Source organism: Williamsia sp. Y721, assembly GCF_059683565.1.
The window spans coordinates 867971-889469 of record NZ_JCASNH010000001.1 but is presented as its reverse complement, the minus strand read 5'-3'; the positions used below and the strand labels follow the sequence as shown (position 1 = coordinate 889469).

The following is a 21499-nucleotide window of genomic DNA, read 5'->3' as shown; positions in this document are numbered from 1 at the left end:
ACGCCTCCATGTGTCACGCTATCGCGGCCGAACCTGTACCAGGCCGGCTCGTTGCCGTACTTCGTAGACGGGCAACCATACATTCTCATCACTGAGGCAGCGTCCGTCCACCAGGGAGAACACCTGCTTGAGCAGGGGTGAGGCGACGGTTGGTTCACCGTCGCGGTCACCGACCAGTCCGCGCGACATGACTGCCGCATTGCCGAACGGGTCGATGTTGCCAACGGCGTAGAGCGCGCCGTCGACCAACCGGAACAGCGCCACTTGCGCACCTCCCGGAAGGAGGACCGCGACCCCGAAACCCGGGACAAGTCGGTCAAAGGGGCAGGCTGCGGTCCAGGTCGCGTTGAGTGCTTCAACGCGGGTGTCATCGACGAGACTCATCGTGCGTTTCCTCCGTTCCCCGGCGCGCTGCACCGGGCTGCGGTGTCCCCAAGAGTACCGGCACCTTGCGTCCGCCACTCTCTGAGAAATCAATGGTGGGATCGGGCTGTTCGGGCGCATTCACAAAGGACACGAAGCGGGCGAGTTTGTCCTCGTCCTCGAGCACACCTGCCCACTCGTCCTTGTATCCGGCGACATGGGCACTCATCGCCGCCTCCAGCTCGGCGGCGATGCCGAGACTGTCTTCACACACAACATCTTTGAGATGCTCGAGTCCACCTTCGAGTGACGCGAGCCACGGCGCGGTTCGTTGCAGCCGGTCGGCGGTACGGATGTAGAACATCAGGTATCGATCGATGTACTTGACCAGTGTCTCGTCATCGATGCCCGCGGCCAGCAACTGTGCATGCACCGGACTCTGCCCGCCGTTGCCGCCGACATAGAGGTTCCAGCCGTGCTCGGTGGCGATGATGCCGACATCTTTGCCACGGGCTTCGGCGCATTCCCGGGCGCAGCCGGAGACACCGAACTTCAGTTTGTGCGGGGATCGCAGTCCCCGATAACGGTTTTCGAGGTCGACGGCCATCCCCACCGAATCCTGCACACCGTATCGGCACCAGCTGGTGCCGACACAACTCTTCACCGTCCGCAGGCTCTTCCCGTAGGCATGACCGGATTCCATGCCGGCATCGACCAGCCGCTTCCAGATCAGTGGCAGCTGCTCGACCCGGGCTCCGAACAGATCGATCCGCTGACCACCGGTGACCTTGGTGTAGAGGTCGAACTCCTTGGCGACCTGGCCGATCACGATCAGCTGATCGGCGGTCACCTCGCCGCCGGGCATCCGCGGGACCACCGAGTAGGTGCCGTTTTTCTGCATGTTCGCCAGGAACCGGTCGTTGGTATCCTGCAGTGCCACTTGCTGATCCGAGAGGATGTGATCACTCGAGGTCGATGCCAGGATCGATGCGACCGTCGGCTTGCAGATCTCACAACCCAGGCCGGTTCCGTGCTTGGCGACGAGTTCGCTGAACGTGCGGATACCGGTCGCCTGCACGATCTCGAAGAGTTCGGCACGGGAATGCGAGAAGTGCGCACACAGCGATTTCGAGATCGCGACGCCCGATTCGGCAAGCAACCGGGTGATCGACGGCACACAACCACCACAGGTCGTACCCGCCTTGGTGCAGGCCTTGACCGCTTCGACGTCTTGCGCCCCATGGGCGATCGCACCGCAGATGGCGCCCTTGTCGACACCGTTGCACGAGCAGATCTCGGCGCTGTCGGGCAAGGCGGACAGCCCCACACCTTCGCCGGCGGCCGGAGCGATCAGCGCCGCGGGATCGCCCGGAACCGGACCACCGACCATCGGTTTGAGCAAGGCGTACTGGGTCGCATCACCGACGAGCACACCACCGAGCAAGGTCTTCGCATCATCGCTGACAACAACTTTGGAGTAGGTTCCGGCCACCGGGTCGTTGAAGACGACCTCGAGGCAACCCGGCGTGGCGCCCATCGCGTCACCGAAGCTGGCGACGTCCACCCCGAGCAGCTTGAGCTTGGTCGACAGGTCCGCACCGGCGAACTCCGACTTGCCACCGAGCAGCCGATCCGCGACCACCTCGGCCGTGCTGTAACCCGGAGCGACCAGCCCGTAGCAGTGACCGTCCACCGCCGCGACCTCACCGATCGCGTAGATATCCGGATCGTGGGTGCGGCAACTGCTGTCGACGAGGACACCGCCACGCTCCCCGACCGCGAGATCGGCGTCCCGGGCGAGCTGATCGCGCGGTCGCACCCCGGCGGAAAAGACCAGCAGCGCAGCATCATCGATGGTGCTCTCATCGGAGAGCGTGATGGTCAGGGAACCACTCTCGGCCTGCTCGATGGCGGAAGTCCCCACACCCGTGTGCACGGTGACCCCGAGTTCTTCGACCAGGTTCGCCAGCAGGGCACCGCCACCGGTATCAACCTGCAGCGGCATCAACCGCGGCGCGAACTCGACGACGTGCGGCTTGAGACCGAGGAGTTTGAGAGCGTTCGCCGCTTCCAGACCGAGCAGTCCACCACCGACCACAACCGCCGTCGCACCGGCCGGGGCGGCCTCGGCGGCGGCCCGGATCTGATCCAGATCGGTCAGCGTGCGGTAGACAAAACAGTTCTCCGAGTCCGACCCGGGCACCGGTGGCACAAACGGATACGAACCCGTTGCCATGACGAGCGCGTCGAAGACAACGCTCGAATCGTCGTCAAGGACAGCGGTCCGCGCGACCCGATCGATCCGTTTCACCGACCGGCCCAGGAGCAGGGAGACCAGCGGGTCACCCGGGTAGGTGTTCCCGTCCAGGGCCAACGCCTGCCGGTCCCACTTGTTCACGTAGGACGACAACCCCACCCGATCGTAAGCCGCGGTCGGTTCTTCACACACGACCACGACCCGCCACTGATTTGTGACGTCACGCTGACGCAGTTCCTGCACAAAACGATGGCCGACCATCCCATGACCAACCACCACAACGGTTTTAGCGGACACGTGGGCCCTCCCTCTCAAGTCTTCTGTCTTTGTCATGCGTCTGCCGTCTTGAGCCAATCGCACAGCCCTTCGACAACGGATTCGCAACTGCCACAACCGGTTGTCGCGCGGGTTGCCTCTGCCATCGCACCCGTACTCCGGGCACCTTTTCGCCAGGCATCGGTCAGGTTCTTCTTCGACACCGTGTTGCACCGGCAGATGATGGCGTCGCCCGGCATCTGCGCGGGGCTCGCCGATTCGGTGGCGCCTCCGGTGAGGTGACCGAGCAGCAGACGCATCCGGTCGGTCGGCACCGGGGCCCCCGAGTCGAACAGTTGTGAGATGGTTCCGACCACCTCCGGGTTGCCCAGGAGAACCGCCCCGGCAACACGGTCCTTGCGCACCACCACCTTGGCGTACCGACCCCGATGGGGATCGGACAGTGTCAACACCTCCGCCTCGAGGTCGTTCGGGTCGGTGTCGACCTCACCCATGGACGCCAGATCGATGTCGTGCGCTTTGAGGCGCAGGATCTGCTGTGTGCCTTCATATCCGATCTGGGTGTCGTCGATCAGGTTCTGGGCCACGGTCTCTGCCATCTCCCAGCCCGGCTGCACCAGTCCGTAGACGATGTCGCGGTGTTGGGCGCATTCCCCGATCGCGTACACCGACCGGTCGCTGGTGCGGAGTTCGTCATCGACCACGATCCCGCGATCCACAGACAGCCCGGCGTCGGCGGCGACGTCGACGTTGGGGGCGATACCGGCGGTCACGATGACCAGGTCGGCGCCAAGGGTGGAGCCGTCGGTCAGGACCACCTCGCGGCCGGTCCGTGGATCGTCGCGGACGGCGCTGACCCGACCGCCGAGCACCACGTCCATCCCGATCTCACGCAGGATCCGGGTCAGAACCGCCCCACCCGCGCTGTCGAGCTGCTTTTCCATCGGGTGCGAGCGCGGATGCACAACCGTCACGGAGGCACCCTGCAGGAGTGCACCGCGGGCCGCCTCGAGGCCGAGTAGGCCGCCTCCGACCACCACCACCCGAATGCTCTTGCCGGAGACCGATTCACCGAGCGCAGAGACGATCGCCTCACAGTCGCGCAGGTTGCGGAAGGTGACCACTCCGGGCAGCGTTTTGCCTTCGTCGTCGAGGGCACCGGCGATCGGGGGGATGAATGCCCGGCTACCGGTGGCGAATACGAGCTTGTCGTAGTGGTGAACGGTCCCGTCGCTGCAATGCACCGACTGACCGGCACGGTCGACACGCTCGACGCGCACACCGACGTGGGTCTGCAGATTCCGTTCGCTGTACCAGTTCGCGGAGCGAATCATGGTGTCGGTCGGGCTGATCCGGCCGGCCACCACATTCGACATCAGGATCCGGTTGTATGCCGCGTTCGGTTCCTCGCCGATGACGACACTGGTGACATGATCGCCGCCCGGGTCGCGCCGGTGTAGTTCCTCCTGCAGGCGCGCACCGGCCATGCCGTTGCCGATTATCACCACACGCTTGGTCATATGGACTCCGTCGGTTCCATCCGCACGGCGCAGATCTTGAACTCGGGCATCCGGCTCGTGGGGTCGAGGGCGGGGTTTGTCAGCAGATTCGCGCGGCCGTCGCCGGCATAGTGGAAGGGCAGGAACACGGTGTCGGGCCGCAGCGAGTCGATGCACCGGGCCGCGGCAACCACGGAACCGCGGCGCGAGGTCAGTCGCACCTGATCCCCGTGCGCAATTCCCAGCCGCTCGGCGGTGTCGGAGTTCACCTCCACGAACATGGGGCCTGCGGCATCGGCCAGCGCCTTCACATGGCGGGTCTGGGCTCCCGACTGGTAGTGGCTCAGAACCCGGCCGGTGGTGCAGATCAGTGGGTAGTCCGGACTCACCGGTTCGGTGGGGCCGTGATGGTCCACAGCCACGAACTTGGCCCGCCCATCGTCGGTGGCGAAACGCTCCAGGAACATCCGCGGAGTCCCGGGGTGACCGAGTTCCGGGCATGGCCAGTGGATGGCCTCATCGTTGTCGAGTCGCTCGTAGGTGATGCCCGTGTAGTCGGCCGGTCCACCGGCAGAGGCCCGTCGCAGCTCATCGAAAACCTCGCGCGCATCGGTTTTGAACCGTTCGGCGGGCTGGCCGAGGCGGATTGCCAACTCCGACAGCACTTCCAGTTCACTGCGCGGACCGTCCGGAGCCGGGACCGCCTGGCGCCTGCGCAGCAGCCGCCCTTCCAGGGAGGTCATCGTTCCCTCTTCTTCCGCCCACTGCAGCACAGGCAGAACAACATCGGCCATCGCCGCGGTCTCCGACATCAGGAAGTCGTTGACCACCAGCATGTCCAGCGACTGCAACCGCTCCACGACATGCCCGGCCCGCGGCGCCGACACCGCCAGGTTCGCCCCATGGACCATCAGCATCTTCGGACCATCGGGCTGACCAAGGGATTCGAGCAGCTCGTATGCGCTGCGGCCGGGTCCGGGCAGGTCGTCGGGATCGATCCCCCACACTGCGGCAACGTGCGCGCGTGCTGCCGGGTCGGCGATCTTCCGGTATCCCGGCAGTTGGTCGGCCTTCTGGCCGTGCTCGCGACCACCCTGGCCGTTGCCCTGCCCCGTGATGCAGCCATAGCCACTGCCGCGACGCCCGCACAGCCCGAGGACCAGGGACAACCCGATCACCGCACTGACGGTGTCGGTACCGGTCGAATGCTGTTCGGCACCACGGGCGGTGAGCACATACGCGCCGGTACCGCGGTCGCGGGACGCTGCCAACAGCGCGACCGTACGTCGCATCGCGCTCACCGGAACGCCGCTGGTCCGCTCGGCGCGCTCGGGCCACCACTGCCCGGCGATCCGCCAGAACTCGTCGAAACCGTTGGTGCGGTCCGCGATGTAGTCCAGATCGGCGTACCCCTCAGTCACCGCGATATGAACCATGCCCAAGACCAGCGGGAGGTCTGTTCCGGGCGAGAGCTGCAGGTGTACACCGCCGTCGGCCACCGCGCGTTCCACCGTTGCCGTCCGGCGCGGATCGGCGACGACCAGGCCGCCGGCCCGGGCGGCCGTCATGAGGTGGCTGACCATCGGAGGCATCGTCTCGGCCACGTTGCCACCGAGCATCACGATGCACTCCGCAGAACCGATGTCGGCCAACGGGAACGGCAGTCCCCGATCGAGTCCGAACGACTTGATCCCGGCAGCGGCCGCCGAACTCATGCAGAACCGGCCGTTGTAGTCGATGTTCGAGGTCTGCAATGCCACCCGCGCGAACTTGCCGAGCTGGTATGCCTTTTCGTTCGTCAGACCGCCGCCACCGAAGATCCCCACCGCATCGGCGCCGTGCTCACGTCGGGTCCGGGCAAAACCATTGGCGACGATGTCCAGCGCGTTGTCCCACGTTGTCGGTATCAGCTCCCCGTCGACCCGGACGAGTGGCTCGGTGAGCCGGTTCGGGTTGCGCAGGACTTCTGCAGCCGTCCAACCCTTTTGGCACAGCCCGCCCTTGTTGGTCGGAAACTGCCGCGGGGCGATCTCGGCGTCGGCGGCGTCGTTTCCGGTGATGGCCATCGCGCACTGCAGTCCGCAGTACGGGCAATGGGTCCGGGTTCCGACCGACCCGTCGGCGTTGCGGTGCAGCGGGATTGTCTGCGTGCTCACGGCTGCACCACCGGCGCGACCGGCGCCGGTCCGGGCTGCGGTTGCGCCAGCTGCTCGGATGGGGCAGGCGCAGCGGCTGTTTCGTCGACGATCGACCCGGCGGCAACGGCTCCCGGGACCTCGATCGAACGCCGTACGTAGAACCAGTACGTCATGATGCCGGCGATGACGTAGAACGCCAGGAAGATCACGAAGGCCTGCGTCGCGGACTGGTTGGACTTGTAGCTGTCCCGCAAGACCAGGTTGATGGCCACACCACCGAGACCACCGAAGGCACCGGCGATACCGATCAGCGCGCCCGACATCGACCGCGACCAGTTTGCCTGGCCCATCTCGTTGAGTCCCGGGTTGATCTTGGACTTGTGCTCCCAGATCGCCGGAATGATCTTGTAGACAGAACCATTCGCGATGCCCGAGATGATGAACAGCAGCACGAATCCGACCACGAACGCGGTCAGGGTTCCGCCGGTGATCTTCTTGTCGTTGGCGTCCGACAGCGCACTCGCGGCGACCAGGATCGACGACGCGGCAACCATCGCGGCGAAGCAGTACATGGTGATCTTGCCGCCACCGATCTTGTCGGCGAGCTTTCCCCCGTAGGGCCGGCTGATCGAACCCAGCAGCGGACCGATCCAGGCGATCTGGGCTGCGGCGAGCGCGGGCTTGGCAGCACCTGAGGAGGTGAACGAGATGTTGAGGATCTGGCTGAAAGCGAATCCGAAGCCGATGAACGAGCCGAAGGTGCCGACGTACAGGATCGAAATGATCCAGGTATCACGGTATTTCAGGGTTTCCAGCATCGCCTTGCCGCTGGAGGTCTGGTGGTCGAGGTTGTCCATGTAGATCGCGGCACCGATACCGGCGACCGCCAGCAGCACCAGGTAGATCGCACAGACGATCTCGGGATTGTCCGCGGCGAGCCAGATCACCAACAGACCGACGAGTTGGATGGCAGGCACACCGATGTTGCCGCCACCTGCGTTGAGTCCGAGCGCCCAACCCTTGAGTCGTTGCGGGTAGAAGGCGTTGATGTTGGTCATGGAGGAGGCGAAGTTACCGCCACCGAAGCCGGTGAGTGCGGCCACGAAGAGGAACCAGCCGAATCCGAAGTCACCGGGGTTCATCATCAACATCAATGTGAGGCCGGTGGGGATCATCAGGACGAACGCCGAGAAGATCGCCCAGTTACGGCCGCCGAAGATGGCGGTTGCCTGGGTGTACGGGATGCGCAGGCACGAACCGACAAACGTGGCGGTGGCGCCGATGACGAACTTCTGGTCGAGGGAGATGCCGTACTCGGGACCCATCAGCAGGGCGAGGGCGGAGAACATCGACCAGATCGAGAAGCCGACGTGCTCGCAGATGATCGACCAGACAAGGTTCCGTTTGGCGATGGCGGCGTTGCCTTTGTCCCACGCCTGCACGTCCTCTGGATCCCAGTCGGTGATGTAGTGCTTTCGTTTGGTGGCCTTGGCAGTCACGTCGAGCCCCTCCTCGTATGTCCGGGTGAGTTACCGGATGACTTGAAGAGACCGTAGAAAATTGGTGTTGCCGCAGGTTTGCCACCAGTGACCGAACAGTCACAGTGTTCTCACAACTCACCCCACCAGCACGTGAGAAGTGTTCATCGACAGAACAGAAAAAGGCCTTTGACTATGTCAAAAAGCCTGATCAGCGGTACTAAACGAGGAATCTGACCATGTCGGAGACCCGCTTCAGACCCGGCAGTGCGCCAGAGGTCGACCGTGGGTGCAGTGCGTGAACGGCCAGTCTGAACATGACCGCACGCAACATCATCTGCGGCCATTCGGGCGTATCCGCCCAGCGTTCGACGAGGCCGTCATCGGCGCCACCCCACGCCAGGGCGTCGACCACAACGACTGCCGAAGCCCATGCCGCAGGTCGCCAGTACGGAGTGATGTCGGTGATACCCGGTGCGGCGGCGCCTGCGAACAGGACCGTGCCGAACAGGTCGCCGTGCACGAGTTGCGACGGCGATTCCACTCTCTTGCGAAGTGTGGACAGGGTCTGGAGCATCGCGAGGCTGGTCACGCCATCGGGCGAGGTCGGATCCCCCATCCCGGCGGCCCGGGCCGAACGCATCGGGACGTCATCCCAGGCAGCCCGATCGGCGGCGGTGAACACGTCGACGTCGCTGAACGGCGGCGCAGGCGGCTGCATGAGGAAGCGGGGACGCTCCAATTCTGCGGTGGCCTCGTGAAGACGGTCGGCCAGCGAGACGACCTCGTCGAAGCGGGGCTCGGGTGTTCCGGCGATATAGGTATCGGCCCGCCACCCCGAGACGACATAGCGACCGTCGGATGAACGAACCGGTCGGGCTATCCGAACACCATCGACGTAGAGGGTCTCCCGGACCTTCGCGGACCAGGCGGCCCTGGCGTGATCGGGCACCAGCGACAGGACCGTCTCACCGATCCGCCAGCCACCTTCCCAACCGTCGCCCAATGCCACCACGGGCTGCTCCGTCAACCCGAAGGTCTTGAGGACATGCTCGGGCGGCTCGACGGAGGTCAAGTCAGAGATCACGGTGCCAACGTTACCGGCGTGACCGCGAGAATCACCGTAGGACGCCCGGGTGTCGTCGCGCCCGAGCGCGACGACACCTCGGCAGACGGTCTGAACTCAGCAGATGAGTTCCAGAGGTCAATAAACGGGCAGGGCCGTGTCGACCTGCTTGGCCCAGGCGGTGATCCCACCCTGCAAATGTGTGGCGTCGGCGAAACCGGCCTTCTTGACCGCGGCCAGCGCCTCGGCGGACCGGATCCCGGTTTTGCAGTACAGGACCGCGGGCCGATCCTGCGGCAGCTTGGCCAGGCCCTCACCAGATTCGATGTCGCCCTTCGGGATCAGGGTGGCCCCTTCGATCTTGACGATCTCCCACTCCACCGGTTCACGGACATCGATCAGGGCGATCTTCTCGCCCGAATCCAGACGCTGCTTGAGTTCGACAGCGGTCAGGGTCGAGCCCTTGGCCGCCGAAACCCCATCGTCCGAGACCACACCGCAGAACGCGTCGTAGTCGATCAGCTCGGTGATCTTCGGCGCCTCGGGATCTTTGCGCAGATTGATGGTGCGATAACGCATGTCGAGTGCGTCGTAGACCATCAGTCGGCCGAGCAGGGTTTCGCCGATACCGGTGATCAACTTGATCGCCTCGGTACCCATGATCGAACCGATCGAGGCACAGAGGATGCCCAACACACCACCTTCGGCGCACGAGGGCACCATCCCCGGCGGCGGTGGCTCCGGGTACAGGTCGCGATAGTTCAGGCCCAGACCGTCGGGCGCGTCCTCCCAGAACACCGATGCCTGGCCTTCGAAGCGATAGATCGAGCCCCAGACGTACGGCTTGTGCGCGAGCACCGCGGCGTCGTTGACGAGGTAGCGGGTGGCGAAGTTGTCGGTGCCGTCGAGGATCAGGTCGTACTGCTCGAAGAGTTCCACGGCGTTGCTGTTGTCGAGCCGGAACTTGTGGGTGTGCACCGTGACGTAGGGGTTGATCTCGAGGATCGAGTCCTTTGCCGAATCGGCCTTGGGCCGACCCACATCGGACTGCCCGTGGATGACCTGACGCTGCAGGTTGGATTCGTCGACCTCATCGAACTCGACGATCCCGATGGTGCCGACTCCGGCGGCCGCCAGATACAGCAATGTGGGCGATCCCAGACCACCGGCTCCGATGACCAGCACCTTCGCGTTCTTGAGGCGTTTCTGTCCATCGACACCGATATCGGGAATGATCAGGTGCCTGCTGTAGCGGGCCACCTCTTCGCGGGTCAGCTCTGCGGCGGGCTCAACCAACGGTGGCAACTGTGACACGAGCTCTCCTCACGATCAACGCAACACGCGATGGCCTCGCAGCTGCCACCTGCCCTGTTGCTCTATCTGTAACGAGCGAACGGGGGCGAAGATTCCACCGCGGCCCATTCACCGCGGATCACTCCGGTCACCGCCCGGGGAAGGGCCAGGGGTTGGGCCGACAGACGTAACTCCGGTCGGCCTTCATCTCCGGGTCCAGGGCCATGATCTCGCTGTTGGCCGTTCCGAAGGTCTGCTGCATCATCACCGGGGCAAGTCCGCCGTTGACCTTGCACGGCTCGTGGCCGACGAACCCGATCGCGTGGCCGATCTCGTGGTTGATCAGGTACTGCCGGTAACCGAGATCATCGCCCTGATACGACAACGCACCACGAACCCAGCGGGCCTCGTTGAGGGTCACCCGGCCCTCCGGTGGGTAGTAGCAGGACGATTCGAGTTTGATCTCGTAGCCGCACAGCTCTCGTGTGGTCGCAGGCGAGGTCAGCGTGACCCGGAAGTCCGGCGTGCCCTCGTCGATCCGCCGGAACGTGAACTGCCCGTCGCCGATCCAGCTCTTCGGATTGGCCAGGGTGGCGTCGACCAATTTGGCGTACGTCGGGTCGCCCCCGTAGTCGCTGGAGTTGAGTCCGTTCTCCACCTCGATGGTGTACGTGTACTCCTGGCCGCCGGTACCGATCAGCGGCGTGGTCCCACGGACGATTCGATAGGTGCGGTCGCCGCTCTCGGTGAAGGGGCCGCCTTCCGGGAGCGTGCCTGCGGGGAGTTGGTCGGCCTGGACCTCGGCCGGTGGCGCGCCGATGGCGGTGGTCACGCTCTTGACGTCGGTGTTGCGGGCCGCATCGGGATCGGAATCGGCTGCGGTGGTGACCGGCGAGTCGCCCTGCTCCGACTGCACGGTGAGCACGATCATCACAATCGTGAGCACCACCAGAACCGGGATCGCGTACGCGCGCCAGCCGTATGTAGTGACAAAGCGTCCCACCGCGCTCTGCTTCTTACGATCTGTGTCACGTTCGGCGCGCTGCCGGCCGGGATCACCGGTCGGATCCCAGCGGGCCCGGAGCGGCTGATCCGGGGCGGGACGTCCCGATGACACCGGAGGATGGATGTCTGTGCGCTGGTTCGCCAGCCGCGCGTCTGCCTCGGCCTCTGCGCGGGCAAGCCGGCGGGCCCTCTCGGCAGCGCGTCGCGCCTGATCGGAGTGGTCGTCTCCGTCCGAGACTGCCGTGCGACGGCCGGACGATCGACGACCCGCGGCCTCGTCACCCCGGCCGGAGCGGTCCGAGGTCACCCGCGGCGAACGCCGCGTCCCTCTGGTCCCCGAGCCTCCCGCATCAGTCACCGCTCAACCTTCTCATAAGCATCCCCGAATCAGCTGTAGGCAACCACCGGTGGCGGCCTGCCAAGACAGATATACCCTCGATCCATGGATGAATCGGTCGCAGCGGGCACAGGAGTGAAGGCGAGCTCCGCCAATGCTGGACGCCGGAGCGTCCGCATGCCACGCAGCGCACGCAGACTGCAGTTGATGGATGCCGCCAGCGAGATCTTTGTCGAGCGCGGCTACCACTCGGCAGGCATGGACGAGATCGCAGTACACGCCGGGGTCAGCAAACCCGTTCTCTACCAACACTTCCCGAGCAAACTGGACCTCTATCTCGCGGTCCTGGATCTGCATGCCGAGTCCATGGTCAACCGGGTCACCGCAGCACTGCTGACCTCCACGAACAACCGGCATCGTGTCCGATCCGCAGTGGAGGCATTTTTCGACTTCATCGACGAGGACAACCAGGGATACCGGCTGATCTTCCAGTCGGATGCGCTTGATCCGGCCGCGATCCGTCGCGTCGAAGGTGCGACCGAGGCCTGCGTCGACGCCGTATACGGACTGGTGATGCACGATTCGGGACTCGATCCGCACCGATCCCGGATGCTCGCGGCGGGACTGGTGGGCCTGAGTCAGGTCAATGCCCGCCACTGGCTCGATGCCAAGCGGCCGATGACCAAAGAAGAAGCCATCGACATCACCGTCACCATGTTGTGGGGCGGACTCGCCCGCGTGCCGATGCAGCACGCGAACGACTCCGAACTGGACCCAGAGGCCTGAAACAGGCCTGACTAGATGGCGCCGAACCCGACCTTGCGGGATTCGGAGGTGCCGACCTCGATATAGGCGATCTTGGTGACCGGGATCAGGTACCGCGCACCCTTGTCGTCCTGCAGGCGCAGGAGCTGATCGCTTCCCGACAGTGCGGCCTCGACCGCGGCATGGGCTTCGTCGCTGCTCTGGTCGATGTGCACAACCAGCTCTCGCGCGCTGTCGGTGATACCGATCTTCACATCAACGGCCACAGATATCCTCCATAGATCTCAGGCGGTGTACTTCCTACAGGTGTGAATCTATCCCGCAACCCGGCCGGACCGGCATTCAGGCCGACGACCGCGAGGCGAGCTACGTCCAGCCCAAGCCACGGGTCCGGCCGAAGCCGGGTCCGATTCTCATGCCAGGCCCATGTCCGCCATCCGGCGCGCATGACGCTCCTGGATCGAGTCGAAGAAGCCGGCGATTCCGTTGAGGTCGGTCTCGACGGAGAAGAGCAGCTCTGTCAGGTCCTCTTGCCCGGCGAGAACGTACTGCGTCTGGGTGATCGCTTCACCGAGCAGCCGGCGTCCCCACAACGTGAGCGGCGATTTCAGATTCGGGTCGGCGGCAACGGCGTCGCGGATCGCGTCCACGGCAAAGTCCGAATGCCCGGTCTCCGCCATCACCGCCCGGACGACAGCCTCGGCCTCGGGCGGCAACGTACCGGCGATCTCGAGGTAGAAATCAGCCGCCAACCCGTCGCCGACATAGACCTTGACCAGCGATTCCTCCCACGTACTCGGCACCGTCGAGGCGTGATAGCGGTCGAGCACCTCCTCGTACGCGGCGATCAATCGATAGACGTCGGCCCCGCGGCGCTCGAGCTCGGCCTGGAGCGTTTCGAAGTGCGACATCTCCGCCGCGGCCATACTCGCCATGGCCACCCGGCCCCGGGCACCCGGAGCCATCAGGGCCTCGGACGTGAGGCGATAGAACGCGGCCAATTCGCCGCACGCCAGCACCCCGAAGAGCTCGGTGATTCCGGGATGATCGACCGAAACCGAGGTCGAGACCGCGGCCGCGGTCGGTTCGGTTTGTGAACCAGAAGACATGCGGTCGAGTGTAGTGCGCGCGCCCACCGGCGTTTCGCCGGAGCATTCCCCGAGAGAGTCGATTCTTCGAGACTGTCAAACGACACGTACACTGCCAGAGGTGAGTCATGCTCAACGCTGACTTGCACCGAATTTGTGCGCGCACCGACGGCGGCCCGATGTCGATCGGGCCCGATTTAGCCAGATACCGGTTGCAGAGTCCTCGGTTGTTCGAGGCCGGAATGCTGACCTGTTTGGTTGAACCCTTGCAGTGCGCGCGAGAGCACATTGCGAAAGGCAATCAACTGAACATCGAAAATGACACCCAGAACCCCGTACTCGACGTCGCTGAAGAAGAGCACGTCATCGTCGCGGAGGACCACATCTCCCCCACGTTCGCCGAACTCGGCGTCCGCAAGGAGATCGTCGACGCACTTGCCGCCGACGGAAAAGTAAACACGTTCGCGATCCAGGAACTGACCTTGCCGCTGGCGATGGCCGGCGACGATCTGATCGGCCAGGCCCGAACCGGCATGGGCAAGACCCTCGGCTTCGGCGTACCGCTGCTGCAGCGCGTCTCGCAGGCCAAGGCAGAGGTCGGCGAACCCGGGATCTGGAAGCTCGACGGCACCCCCCGGGCACTGATCATCGTGCCGACGCGCGAACTCTGCATCCAGGTCACCGATGACCTCGAGATCGCGGCCAAAGGTCTGCACGTCGACACCGTCGACGGTCAGAACCGGCCGATCCGACTTCTCTCGATCTTCGGTGGGCGCCCGTTCGAACATCAGATCAGCGAGCTGAAGATCGGCATCGACGTCGTTGTCGGCACCCCCGGCCGCCTGCTCGACCTCGCCCGCCAGGGCCATCTGATCCTGGGCAAGGTGCAGATACTCGTCCTCGACGAAGCCGACGAGATGCTCGACCTCGGCTTCTTGCCCGACATCGAACGCCTCATGAGTTCGCTGCCCGATGCCCGCCAGACCATGCTGTTCTCGGCAACCATGCCCGGACCGATCGTCACCCTGGCCCGCACGTTCCTCACGAAGCCGACCCACATCCGGGCCGAGCACGCGAACGACTCGGCCATCCATGATCGCACCGCCCAGTACGTCTACCGGGCCCACGCGATGGACAAGGCCGAACTTGTCGCCCGCATCCTGCAGGCCGAAGGTCGCGGCGCCACAATGATTTTCACGCGGACCAAGCGGACCGCACAGAAGGTCGCCGACGATCTCGCCGAGCGCGGATTCGCCGTCGGCGCCGTCCACGGTGATCTCGGCCAGGTGGCCCGCGAGAAGGCCTTGACCGCGTTCCGTGAAGGCCGCGTCGACGTCCTGGTCGCCACCGATGTCGCCGCCCGCGGCATCGACATCGATGACGTCACCCACGTCATCAACTACCAGTGCCCCGATGACGAGAAGACCTACGTGCACCGGATCGGACGTACCGGCCGCGCCGGACGCACCGGGATCGCGATCACCCTGGTCGATTGGGACGAGCTCCATCGCTGGGAGATGATCAGCAAGGCGCTCGATCTCGGCATGGACGAGCCGGCCGAAACCTACTCCAGCTCACCGCATCTGCGCGAGCAGCTGGGCATCTCTGAGTCGAAGACCGGACGTGTCGGTTCGGCCAAACCCGCCCGTGAAGAACGCGCGCCGCGTTCGGGTGGACGTTCATCTGACGACGAGAAGCGTGAGGTCGCAGGACGACGGGACGCGCCCAAGCGCCCGTCTCGCCAGCGTCGTCGCACCCGCGCGGGAGAGGGCGACGGCGCGGCTGTCGACTCGACCGGAGCCGTTGCCGCCGACGCGACCACGACTGTTGCCGCCGACGCGACCGCGACTGTTGCTGCAGAGCCCTCCCCGGCGGCCACGCCTGCCGGTGGTGCAGAGACCAGCGATCGTCCCCGTCGTCGACGTCGTCGCCGGTCGGGTGCGGGCAGCGGCGCCGACGCAGGCGACACCGCGGGTACCGCTTCGGAGTAGCTGGCGGTGCTCAGGCCTGAGCGGCGAACACCGCTCGACATCGTGGTGGTTGTTGTGCTGGTTGTGGTGGTCGCGGTTTCGGCCGTGGCCATCTGGGCAACCAGTTCGGCAAAGAACACCGAATCGGATCCGGCCGCGGTGGCCGCGCCTCCGGTTGTGGAGGCCACCGCGGTACCGAGCCAGTTCACCGAGGCCTGGCGCGCCACCAGTTCGGCCACCCCCACGCCGGTTGCGATCGGCGGGGTGGTGGTGACCGGAGACGGCGGAGCTGTGGTCGGTCACGACCCTTCCACCGGCTCTGCGCTCTGGTCCTATACCCGCGACCTCCCGCTGTGCACGGTCGTCGGGTGGGACGCGGGGGGCCGCAACTACGCCCTCGCGATCTATCGCAACGACCGCGGCTGCAGCGAGGTGACCGCACTCGATGCGGCCACCGGCAAGCGCGCCTCGGCGCGGAGCAGCGACGCGGACAGTTCCGTCGACGTCAGCGTCGACCGCGATTATGTTGTCGCACAAGGTGATACGCGCCTGGAGGTTTGGCGCACCGACCTTGTCCGCACAATCGAGTACGGCCGTGTCGACGCCCCGGTGAACCCCGAAACGCAACCCCGATCAGGTTGCGAGTTCGTCTCCAGCGGGATCGGCGCCTCACGCCTGGCGGTCATCGAACGCTGCGGCATCGAACCCGGCTATCGCCTGACCATTCTCGGCGCAACCCTCGACAGCGAGGAGAAGCTCGAGGAGTTCGCGTCGACGATCATCACGGGCGAACTCGGCACTCCGCCACGAATTATCGCCGTGAATCAGACCGGCGTGGCCATCTATTTGTCGTCACCGAGTCCCATGCTCGAAACCTATGGAATCGACGGGACGATCAAGAACCGCACCACCGTGCTCGGCGATGCAGTCGGCATCGAGAGCAAGCCCATCGTCAGCGGTGACGTGATCACATTCTGGACGGGCAAGGCGACGGTGGTGATCGATCCCGACACCCTCGCAGCGCGGTTCCAGGTACCCGAAACACTGGGCCCCGGCGTTGTCATGGCCGGGTCGCTGTTGCTACCTAGCGTCACCGGCATCAGCGAACACAACCTCACCGACGGCCAGCCGATCGGTTCGATTCCGGTGCAGCGCAACGGATACACCGGCGGGATCATCACACTCGCCGAAATCGGCGATCACCTCGTGCAGCAGTGGGGCTCGACCGTGTCCGTGCTCGCACCGACAGCCTGACCCGCGGCATCATCCCGACTTAGGCGTGACGACGCCCGCGCTCAGATCGCTTCGAAGGTCTTCAGCTCTATGTCTTCGCTCCAGTGATTCCAGAGATTGTCGGCCAGATCTCGATATGCCTGCGCACCCTTGCTCTTTCGCCCGGCGAGCAGACTGACACCCGAAGCCGATGCCTCCGCGAAACGGACCGTGCGTGGGATCGGAGGTGCCAGAACGGGCAGATCGTAGCGGTCCGAAACATCGGCGATGACGTCGCGACTATGGGTTGTCCTGGCGTCGTAGAGGGTGGGCAGGGCGCCGAGCAACTTCAGATCGGGATTGGTGATCTGCTGCACCTCCGTGACCGTGCGCAGCAACTGCCCCACACCTCGATGGGCCAGCGTTTCACACTGCAACGGCACGATCACCTCGTCAGCAGCAGTCAGCCCGTTGAGCGTGAGAACCCCGAGCGAGGGCGGGCAGTCGATGATGATGACGTCGTAGTCCTCTTCAACAGTCTTGAGAGCACGTTTGAGCGCGTACTCGCGGCCCGGACGCATGAGTAGCAACGCCTCGGCGCCTGCGAGGTCGATGGTGGCCGGAAGCAGCGTCACATTGTCATCGGTGTCGAGCAGGACTTCGGCGAGGGTTCCCTCCCCCAGCAGTACATCGTGTATCGAGATCGTGAGCTTGTCCGGGTCGTGACCCATCGAAAAGGTAAGGCAGCCTTGCGGATCGAGATCCACAACCAGAACCGACAACCCCTTGTTTGCCAACGCCGCGCCCAGCGAGACGACCGTCGTCGTCTTCGCGACGCCCCCTTTTTGATTGGCCACTGCAAGAACTTTGCTCATTGCTGACTCCCTCCAGGTCGAGCATGTCGAACGCTCAGCCGCAGTTTGCTTGCCTTGACCCTATGCGCAGGCAGTGCAGAATGTCTGGGGTGAGCACCACGAACTCGGCAATCCACCGATTTATTCTCATCCGTCACGGCGAAACCGAGTGGTCGAAGGTGGGAATGCACACCGGAACCAGCGACATCCCGCTGACACCCTTCGGCGAGAAGCAGGCGGCGAGCCTGCGCGAACCGCTCGACGACCTGCTGCTGACCGATCCCCTGGTGCTGTCGTCACCGCGAATACGGGCCATCCACACGGCCGAACTGGCCGGATTACGCATCTCGCACACCGACGAGAAGTTCGCCGAATGGGACTACGGCACCTACGAGGGCCTGACCACACCACAGATCCGGGAGACCGAACCGGGCTGGACGGTGTGGTCCCGCGGCGGGCGCGGCGGCGAATCACCCGAGCAGATGAGCGACCGGATCGACGCGGTGATCGCCGATCTACTCGATGATCTGCGCACCCGATCGGTTGTCCTCCTCGGGCACGGGCACCTGTCGAGGTCGTTGCTGGCGCGCTGGATCGGCGCACCCATACATGTCGGCGCTCATTTTGCGATGTTGCCGGCCTCGATCGCCGTCCTCGGTTTCGACGGCGAGACCCGGCAGATCCAATCTCTGGGCATCACCGGATATCGCAGCGCCGACTACGTCGACGCCGGCCGGCCCGCCCACGTACGCACGGGGCACTGATACCGGCGTCGGTTCTGCGTCCTGGGTTACGAGATCGGCGCCTCGGCCGAAGCCAGGAAATCCTCGGCGACGACATCCCAGTCGGTGTCAGGTGACCGATGTTCCATCGCCCGTGCGGAGGCATCGCGCACCAATTCGCTTATCCCCGGGTTGATTCCGGATTCACGACTCGATTCGACGATGTGCTCCAGAAATCCCAGGCACATGTCCAGACGCGCTTGGCCGCCGTCATACCGGCGTCGTTCCCACGACGCCGAAAGGCCGGGTAGCGAGGCGCCGAGCGTTTCGACGATGCCCTGCGCGTAGGGCAGGAAGCGGCCCGGATCGATGTTGTACGCAGCGGCGAGCGCAGTGGCATGCGAGTGGGCGTACATACCGGCGAAGTAGATGTCGAGCATCGCCAGGTCGAGGGCAGGCGGGACGGCGTGATCGGTTCCCACGACATCGCTGGTTCCGCCAAAAGAGTCGTACAGCGGCCCGAGGGTGGCCAGATCTTCGGCGGCCCCCGCGTAGATCACCATCGCTTGTGCACTCCCGACCATCGGGGTGGGAACCATGATCGCGCCGGTGACGTATCGGATGCCCAGCGCCGCGGCCCGCGCCGCGGATGCCTGCGCCTGCGCCGGGGTCGCGGTGGAGAGGTTCACCACCACCCGACCGGCGAGTTCGGGCGCGATCTGTTCGATCACGCTGCCGCTGGCGTCGTGATTTCGTACGCAGATCACCACGATGTCGGAGCCGGTGATCGCAGCGGCGAGGGAATCGGCAATCGTGATCTCGCCGGTGAAATCGAGTTCTTCTCTCGTTCGCATGGTCCTGTTCCAGGCGACCACGCTGTGACCGGCCGGCACCGCGGCACGGGCTATAGCCGCCCCCATCGCGCCGAGACCGAGGACTGAAATGGTTGCAGGAGAATGGTTTTTGTTCATGCCAACCATGCTGCGCGACCGTCTGTCCACGGTCCAGTACGTACAATTTTGTGCGTACGAACTTGTCGGTGAGGAGTGATCATGGCAGATCGGTCGAACGAGCAGTGCGGTGTCAACGTTGTGTTCGAACTCATCGGTTCGAAGTGGAAACCCACCATCATGTGGCTGCTGAGCGAGGGAGACCATCGCTTTGCCGAGTTGCGTCGCGCGATCGGCGGGATCTCCGAGAAGGTATTGGCGGCCCAACTACGCGAGTTGGAAAGCGCCGGACTGGTGATACGGACCGCTGGTGAAGGCTTTCCGCTGCGGGTCGACTACGCACTCAGCACCCGAGGTAACGAACTCAACGATCTGCTGACTCCGGTCGCCGAGTGGGGCGACCGGTTCGTCGCCGCAGGTGCCCGGGCGTAGCTACCGCGAACAGCGCCTCAGCGACGCTTTTTCCGGCGCCGTTCGAAGGTCTTCGCGACGGGCTTGGCTTCGACGTCCGCTTCGTCTTCCTCACCCGGGTTGATCTCATAGGCCTGCGCAAACCACTTCATCGAAGAGGGGCTGAACAGGAAGTACAGTGCGATCACCAGGATGACCAGCACCGGCGTACCGATGATCGGAAGCTCGCTGTCCGTTATCAAGGCAAACGCCACAGGCACCAACAGCACCTGGGTCATCACCGCGATCGCCCGGCCCCAGCGGCGACCGGTCAGCAGCGCGATGCCGCCTGCCATGACACCACCACCGAGGATCGCGAACCAGGCCGCGGTGCCGTAGCCGCTGATGAAATCGCCGTCTTCATGACCCATCAACTCCCGGACAACCATGTAGATCGCGGCCGCGACGCCCAGAGCGCCCTCGAGTGCGACTATCGCGCCGGCTCGACGAACATTGATCGGTGGAGTGGATTCAGACACCCGGCCAGCCTAATGGTCGTTCGCGCCGAGGTGCTGCCAGGTCCTTTCCGGACGCCGTGACCGGCGCAAAGGGCCAGATCCGCCCTTCTGCCATTAGGCTCAGTTCTCGTGCGCGCGATGCTGATCGTCAATCCCTTTGCCACCTCGACCACCGAGGCCGGCCGGGACGCGCTGCTGCATACCCTCGCCGCATCGCTGCGCCGCCCCGAAGATGGCCGCAGTTCGACAGCGGAGACGCAGCGCAGCGGAGGTCGGCCGGAGTATTTCGATGTGCGGGTCGAACACACCACCCACCGCGGTCATGCCGGGGAACTCGCCGCGCAGGCCCGTGCCGAGCGATACGACGTGGTGGTGGTTCACGGCGGTGACGGCAGCGTCAACGAAGTGGTCAACGGGCTGCTCGATCCCCCGTCGGCGCCCGAGAGTGGCAATCCCTCCCCGGCACTTGCGGTGGTCCCCGGCGGCAGCGCCAACGTATTCGCGCGCGCACTGGGCATCGACGCAGATCCGCTCAAGGCGACCGGACAGCTCGTCGACCTTCTCTCGACCGGGCAGCGCCGTCGAGTCAGCTTGGGGCACACGGACAATCGGTGGTTCCTGTTCAACGCCGGACTCGGTGTCGATGCCCGGGTGGTGAAGTCCATCGAGGAGCAGCGCAACGCCGGACGGCGTGCGACCTCCACGCGTTACCTGTGGACTGCGGTGCGGACGTTCATCGGTGCAGCACGAAGCAAGCCCACGTTGACCGTCACCATCCCCGACGCCCCGCCCCTCGAGGGCGCCCATTTTGCCTTCATCTCGAACTCCAGTCCCTGGACATATCTGGGTACCCGACCCATCGAAACCAATCCGGACACCAGTTTCGATGGCCGACTCGGAGTGTTCGCCTCGACGTCAATGGCCCCGATCCGCAATTTGCCTCTGGTCCGGCAGTTGTTGTCTGCGAAGGCAAAACCGCACGCCAAGCACTTATTGCGCGCCGACGATGTCGAATATGTCGAGATTCACAGCTCCGAACCCATCGACATGCAGATGGACGGCGAATACCTTGGCACCCGGACGGCACTGAACTTCGGCTGCCGTCCGGCTGTGCTCGAGGTCATTTCTCCCAAATCGTGAAGTTACGATCCTACGACACCGGAGAGATCCAGGTCACATTGACATTCGTATGTGATTCTCAGGATAAGTTCGCCGCACAGTAGTACAACGGTGTAAGGGCATATATAGGCACCCCCTACACAGTGATGTTGCCCACGTGTTAAGGGAACATCATTGACATCATCTGGATTCGTGAAAG

19 protein-coding genes are annotated in these 21499 nt (G+C 64.6%); 6 read left to right on the top strand and 13 right to left on the bottom strand.

All coding sequences use genetic code 11. From position 1 onward, the window contains the following. Positions 1 to 18 precede the first annotated feature (18 nt). The 8 genes from nirD to AC56PL_RS03780 form a co-directional block, all read right to left on the bottom strand. The gene (gene nirD, locus AC56PL_RS03815; RefSeq protein ID WP_495515059.1) at positions 19 to 384 is read right to left on the bottom strand and encodes a nitrite reductase small subunit NirD; all 366 of its coding nucleotides are present in this window, start codon (positions 382 to 384) and stop codon (positions 19 to 21) included. Beyond that, the gene (gene nirB / locus AC56PL_RS03810; RefSeq protein WP_497153041.1) at positions 368 to 2953 is read right to left on the bottom strand and encodes a nitrite reductase large subunit NirB; all 2586 of its coding nucleotides are present in this window, start codon (positions 2951 to 2953) and stop codon (positions 368 to 370) included. Before nirB ends, nirD begins: the two co-directional genes overlap by 17 nt. Further along, positions 2950 to 4416: an FAD-dependent oxidoreductase gene (locus AC56PL_RS03805; protein ID WP_497153040.1), complete on the bottom strand. Its 1467-nt coding sequence runs from the start codon at positions 4414 to 4416 to the stop codon at positions 2950 to 2952. Before AC56PL_RS03805 ends, nirB begins: the two co-directional genes overlap by 4 nt. Beyond that, positions 4413 to 6551: a molybdopterin oxidoreductase family protein gene (locus AC56PL_RS03800; protein ID WP_497153039.1), complete on the bottom strand. Its 2139-nt coding sequence runs from the start codon at positions 6549 to 6551 to the stop codon at positions 4413 to 4415. Before AC56PL_RS03800 ends, AC56PL_RS03805 begins: the two co-directional genes overlap by 4 nt. Then, positions 6548 to 8032 (bottom strand): nitrate/nitrite transporter, encoded by a 1485-nt coding sequence (locus AC56PL_RS03795; protein ID WP_497153038.1) that lies wholly within the window; start codon positions 8030 to 8032, stop codon positions 6548 to 6550. The genes AC56PL_RS03800 and AC56PL_RS03795 overlap by 4 nt, the downstream gene beginning before the upstream one ends. Before the next feature lie 199 nt (positions 8033 to 8231). After that, positions 8232 to 9086, bottom strand: coding sequence for a TIGR02569 family protein (locus AC56PL_RS03790; RefSeq protein ID WP_495516033.1), 855 nt, complete (start codon positions 9084 to 9086; stop codon positions 8232 to 8234). A gap of 129 nt (positions 9087 to 9215) precedes the next feature. Next, positions 9216 to 10382: an adenylyltransferase/sulfurtransferase MoeZ gene (moeZ, locus tag AC56PL_RS03785; protein ID WP_495516032.1), complete on the bottom strand. Its 1167-nt coding sequence runs from the start codon at positions 10380 to 10382 to the stop codon at positions 9216 to 9218. Positions 10383 to 10518: 136 nt separating this feature from the next. Then, the gene (locus AC56PL_RS03780; protein WP_495516031.1) at positions 10519 to 11520 is read right to left on the bottom strand and encodes a DUF3152 domain-containing protein; all 1002 of its coding nucleotides are present in this window, start codon (positions 11518 to 11520) and stop codon (positions 10519 to 10521) included. A 297-nt stretch (positions 11521 to 11817) separates the two neighbouring features. Here AC56PL_RS03780 and fasR point away from each other — a divergent pair, with 297 nt between their 5' ends. Next, the gene (gene fasR, locus AC56PL_RS03775; RefSeq protein ID WP_482135332.1) at positions 11818 to 12498 is read left to right on the top strand and encodes an HTH-type transcriptional activator FasR; all 681 of its coding nucleotides are present in this window, start codon (positions 11818 to 11820) and stop codon (positions 12496 to 12498) included. Positions 12499 to 12509: 11 nt separating this feature from the next. Here the strand turns inward: fasR and AC56PL_RS03770 are convergent, their stop codons facing one another. Together AC56PL_RS03770 and AC56PL_RS03765 are read right to left on the bottom strand one after the other, a co-directional pair. Then, positions 12510 to 12743: a DUF3107 family protein gene (locus tag AC56PL_RS03770; protein ID WP_495515054.1), complete on the bottom strand. Its 234-nt coding sequence runs from the start codon at positions 12741 to 12743 to the stop codon at positions 12510 to 12512. A 147-nt stretch (positions 12744 to 12890) separates the two neighbouring features. Further along, positions 12891 to 13586, bottom strand: a complete 696-nt coding sequence (locus AC56PL_RS03765) for a ferritin-like fold-containing protein (RefSeq protein WP_495515053.1) — start codon at positions 13584 to 13586, stop codon at positions 12891 to 12893. Positions 13587 to 13807: 221 nt separating this feature from the next. Here AC56PL_RS03765 and AC56PL_RS03760 point away from each other — a divergent pair, with 221 nt between their 5' ends. Both AC56PL_RS03760 and AC56PL_RS03755 read left to right on the top strand, forming a co-directional pair. Beyond that, positions 13808 to 15556, top strand: coding sequence for a DEAD/DEAH box helicase (locus tag AC56PL_RS03760; RefSeq protein ID WP_497153558.1), 1749 nt, complete (start codon positions 13808 to 13810; stop codon positions 15554 to 15556). A gap of 6 nt (positions 15557 to 15562) precedes the next feature. Next, on the top strand, positions 15563 to 16789 hold the full coding sequence (locus AC56PL_RS03755) for an Rv3212 family protein (RefSeq protein ID WP_497153037.1): 1227 nt from the start codon (positions 15563 to 15565) through the stop codon (positions 16787 to 16789). 41 nt (positions 16790 to 16830) lie between these two features. Here AC56PL_RS03755 and AC56PL_RS03750 read toward each other — a convergent pair whose 3' ends face one another. Next, on the bottom strand, positions 16831 to 17622 hold the full coding sequence (locus AC56PL_RS03750) for an AAA family ATPase (RefSeq protein WP_495515051.1): 792 nt from the start codon (positions 17620 to 17622) through the stop codon (positions 16831 to 16833). 89 nt (positions 17623 to 17711) lie between these two features. Here AC56PL_RS03750 and AC56PL_RS03745 point away from each other — a divergent pair, with 89 nt between their 5' ends. After that, entirely contained in the window at positions 17712 to 18365 is a 654-nt protein-coding gene (locus AC56PL_RS03745) for an acid phosphatase (protein WP_497153036.1), read from the top strand. 26 nt (positions 18366 to 18391) lie between these two features. Here AC56PL_RS03745 and AC56PL_RS03740 read toward each other — a convergent pair whose 3' ends face one another. Further along, positions 18392 to 19294 carry an imine reductase family protein gene (locus AC56PL_RS03740; RefSeq protein WP_495515049.1) on the bottom strand — a complete coding sequence of 301 codons (903 nt, stop codon included), beginning with the start codon at positions 19292 to 19294 and terminating at the stop codon, positions 18392 to 18394. A gap of 81 nt (positions 19295 to 19375) precedes the next feature. On the opposite strand from AC56PL_RS03740, the gene AC56PL_RS03735 reads away from it, so the two are divergent. Further along, a complete protein-coding gene (locus AC56PL_RS03735) occupies positions 19376 to 19705 on the top strand; it encodes a winged helix-turn-helix transcriptional regulator (RefSeq protein ID WP_497153035.1) in 330 nt (109 codons plus the stop codon). Between the two features lie 17 nt (positions 19706 to 19722). Here the strand turns inward: AC56PL_RS03735 and AC56PL_RS03730 are convergent, their stop codons facing one another. Continuing rightward, positions 19723 to 20202, bottom strand: coding sequence for a hypothetical protein (locus tag AC56PL_RS03730; protein WP_495515047.1), 480 nt, complete (start codon positions 20200 to 20202; stop codon positions 19723 to 19725). A 117-nt stretch (positions 20203 to 20319) separates the two neighbouring features. Here AC56PL_RS03730 and AC56PL_RS03725 point away from each other — a divergent pair, with 117 nt between their 5' ends. Continuing rightward, positions 20320 to 21321, top strand: a complete 1002-nt coding sequence (locus AC56PL_RS03725) for a diacylglycerol/lipid kinase family protein (protein WP_497153557.1) — start codon at positions 20320 to 20322, stop codon at positions 21319 to 21321. Positions 21322 to 21499: the final 178 nt, after the last annotated feature.

Coding starts and splice junctions, on each gene's coding strand:
- nirD (WP_495515059.1), bottom strand. CDS start 384: ATGAGTCTCGTCGATGACACCCGCGTTGAAGCACTCAACGCGACCTGG.
- nirB (WP_497153041.1), bottom strand. CDS start 2,953: ATGACAAAGACAGAAGACTTGAGAGGGAGGGCCCACGTGTCCGCTAAA.
- AC56PL_RS03805 (WP_497153040.1), bottom strand. CDS start 4,416: ATGACCAAGCGTGTGGTGATAATCGGCAACGGCATGGCCGGTGCGCGC.
- fasR (WP_482135332.1), top strand. CDS start 11,818: ATGGATGAATCGGTCGCAGCGGGCACAGGAGTGAAGGCGAGCTCCGCC.
- AC56PL_RS03765 (WP_495515053.1), bottom strand. CDS start 13,586: ATGTCTTCTGGTTCACAAACCGAACCGACCGCGGCCGCGGTCTCGACC.
- AC56PL_RS03760 (WP_497153558.1), top strand. CDS start 13,808: ATGCTGACCTGTTTGGTTGAACCCTTGCAGTGCGCGCGAGAGCACATT.
- AC56PL_RS03750 (WP_495515051.1), bottom strand. CDS start 17,622: ATGAGCAAAGTTCTTGCAGTGGCCAATCAAAAAGGGGGCGTCGCGAAG.
- AC56PL_RS03740 (WP_495515049.1), bottom strand. CDS start 19,294: ATGAACAAAAACCATTCTCCTGCAACCATTTCAGTCCTCGGTCTCGGC.
- AC56PL_RS03735 (WP_497153035.1), top strand. CDS start 19,376: ATGGCAGATCGGTCGAACGAGCAGTGCGGTGTCAACGTTGTGTTCGAA.
- AC56PL_RS03725 (WP_497153557.1), top strand. CDS start 20,320: ATGCTGATCGTCAATCCCTTTGCCACCTCGACCACCGAGGCCGGCCGG.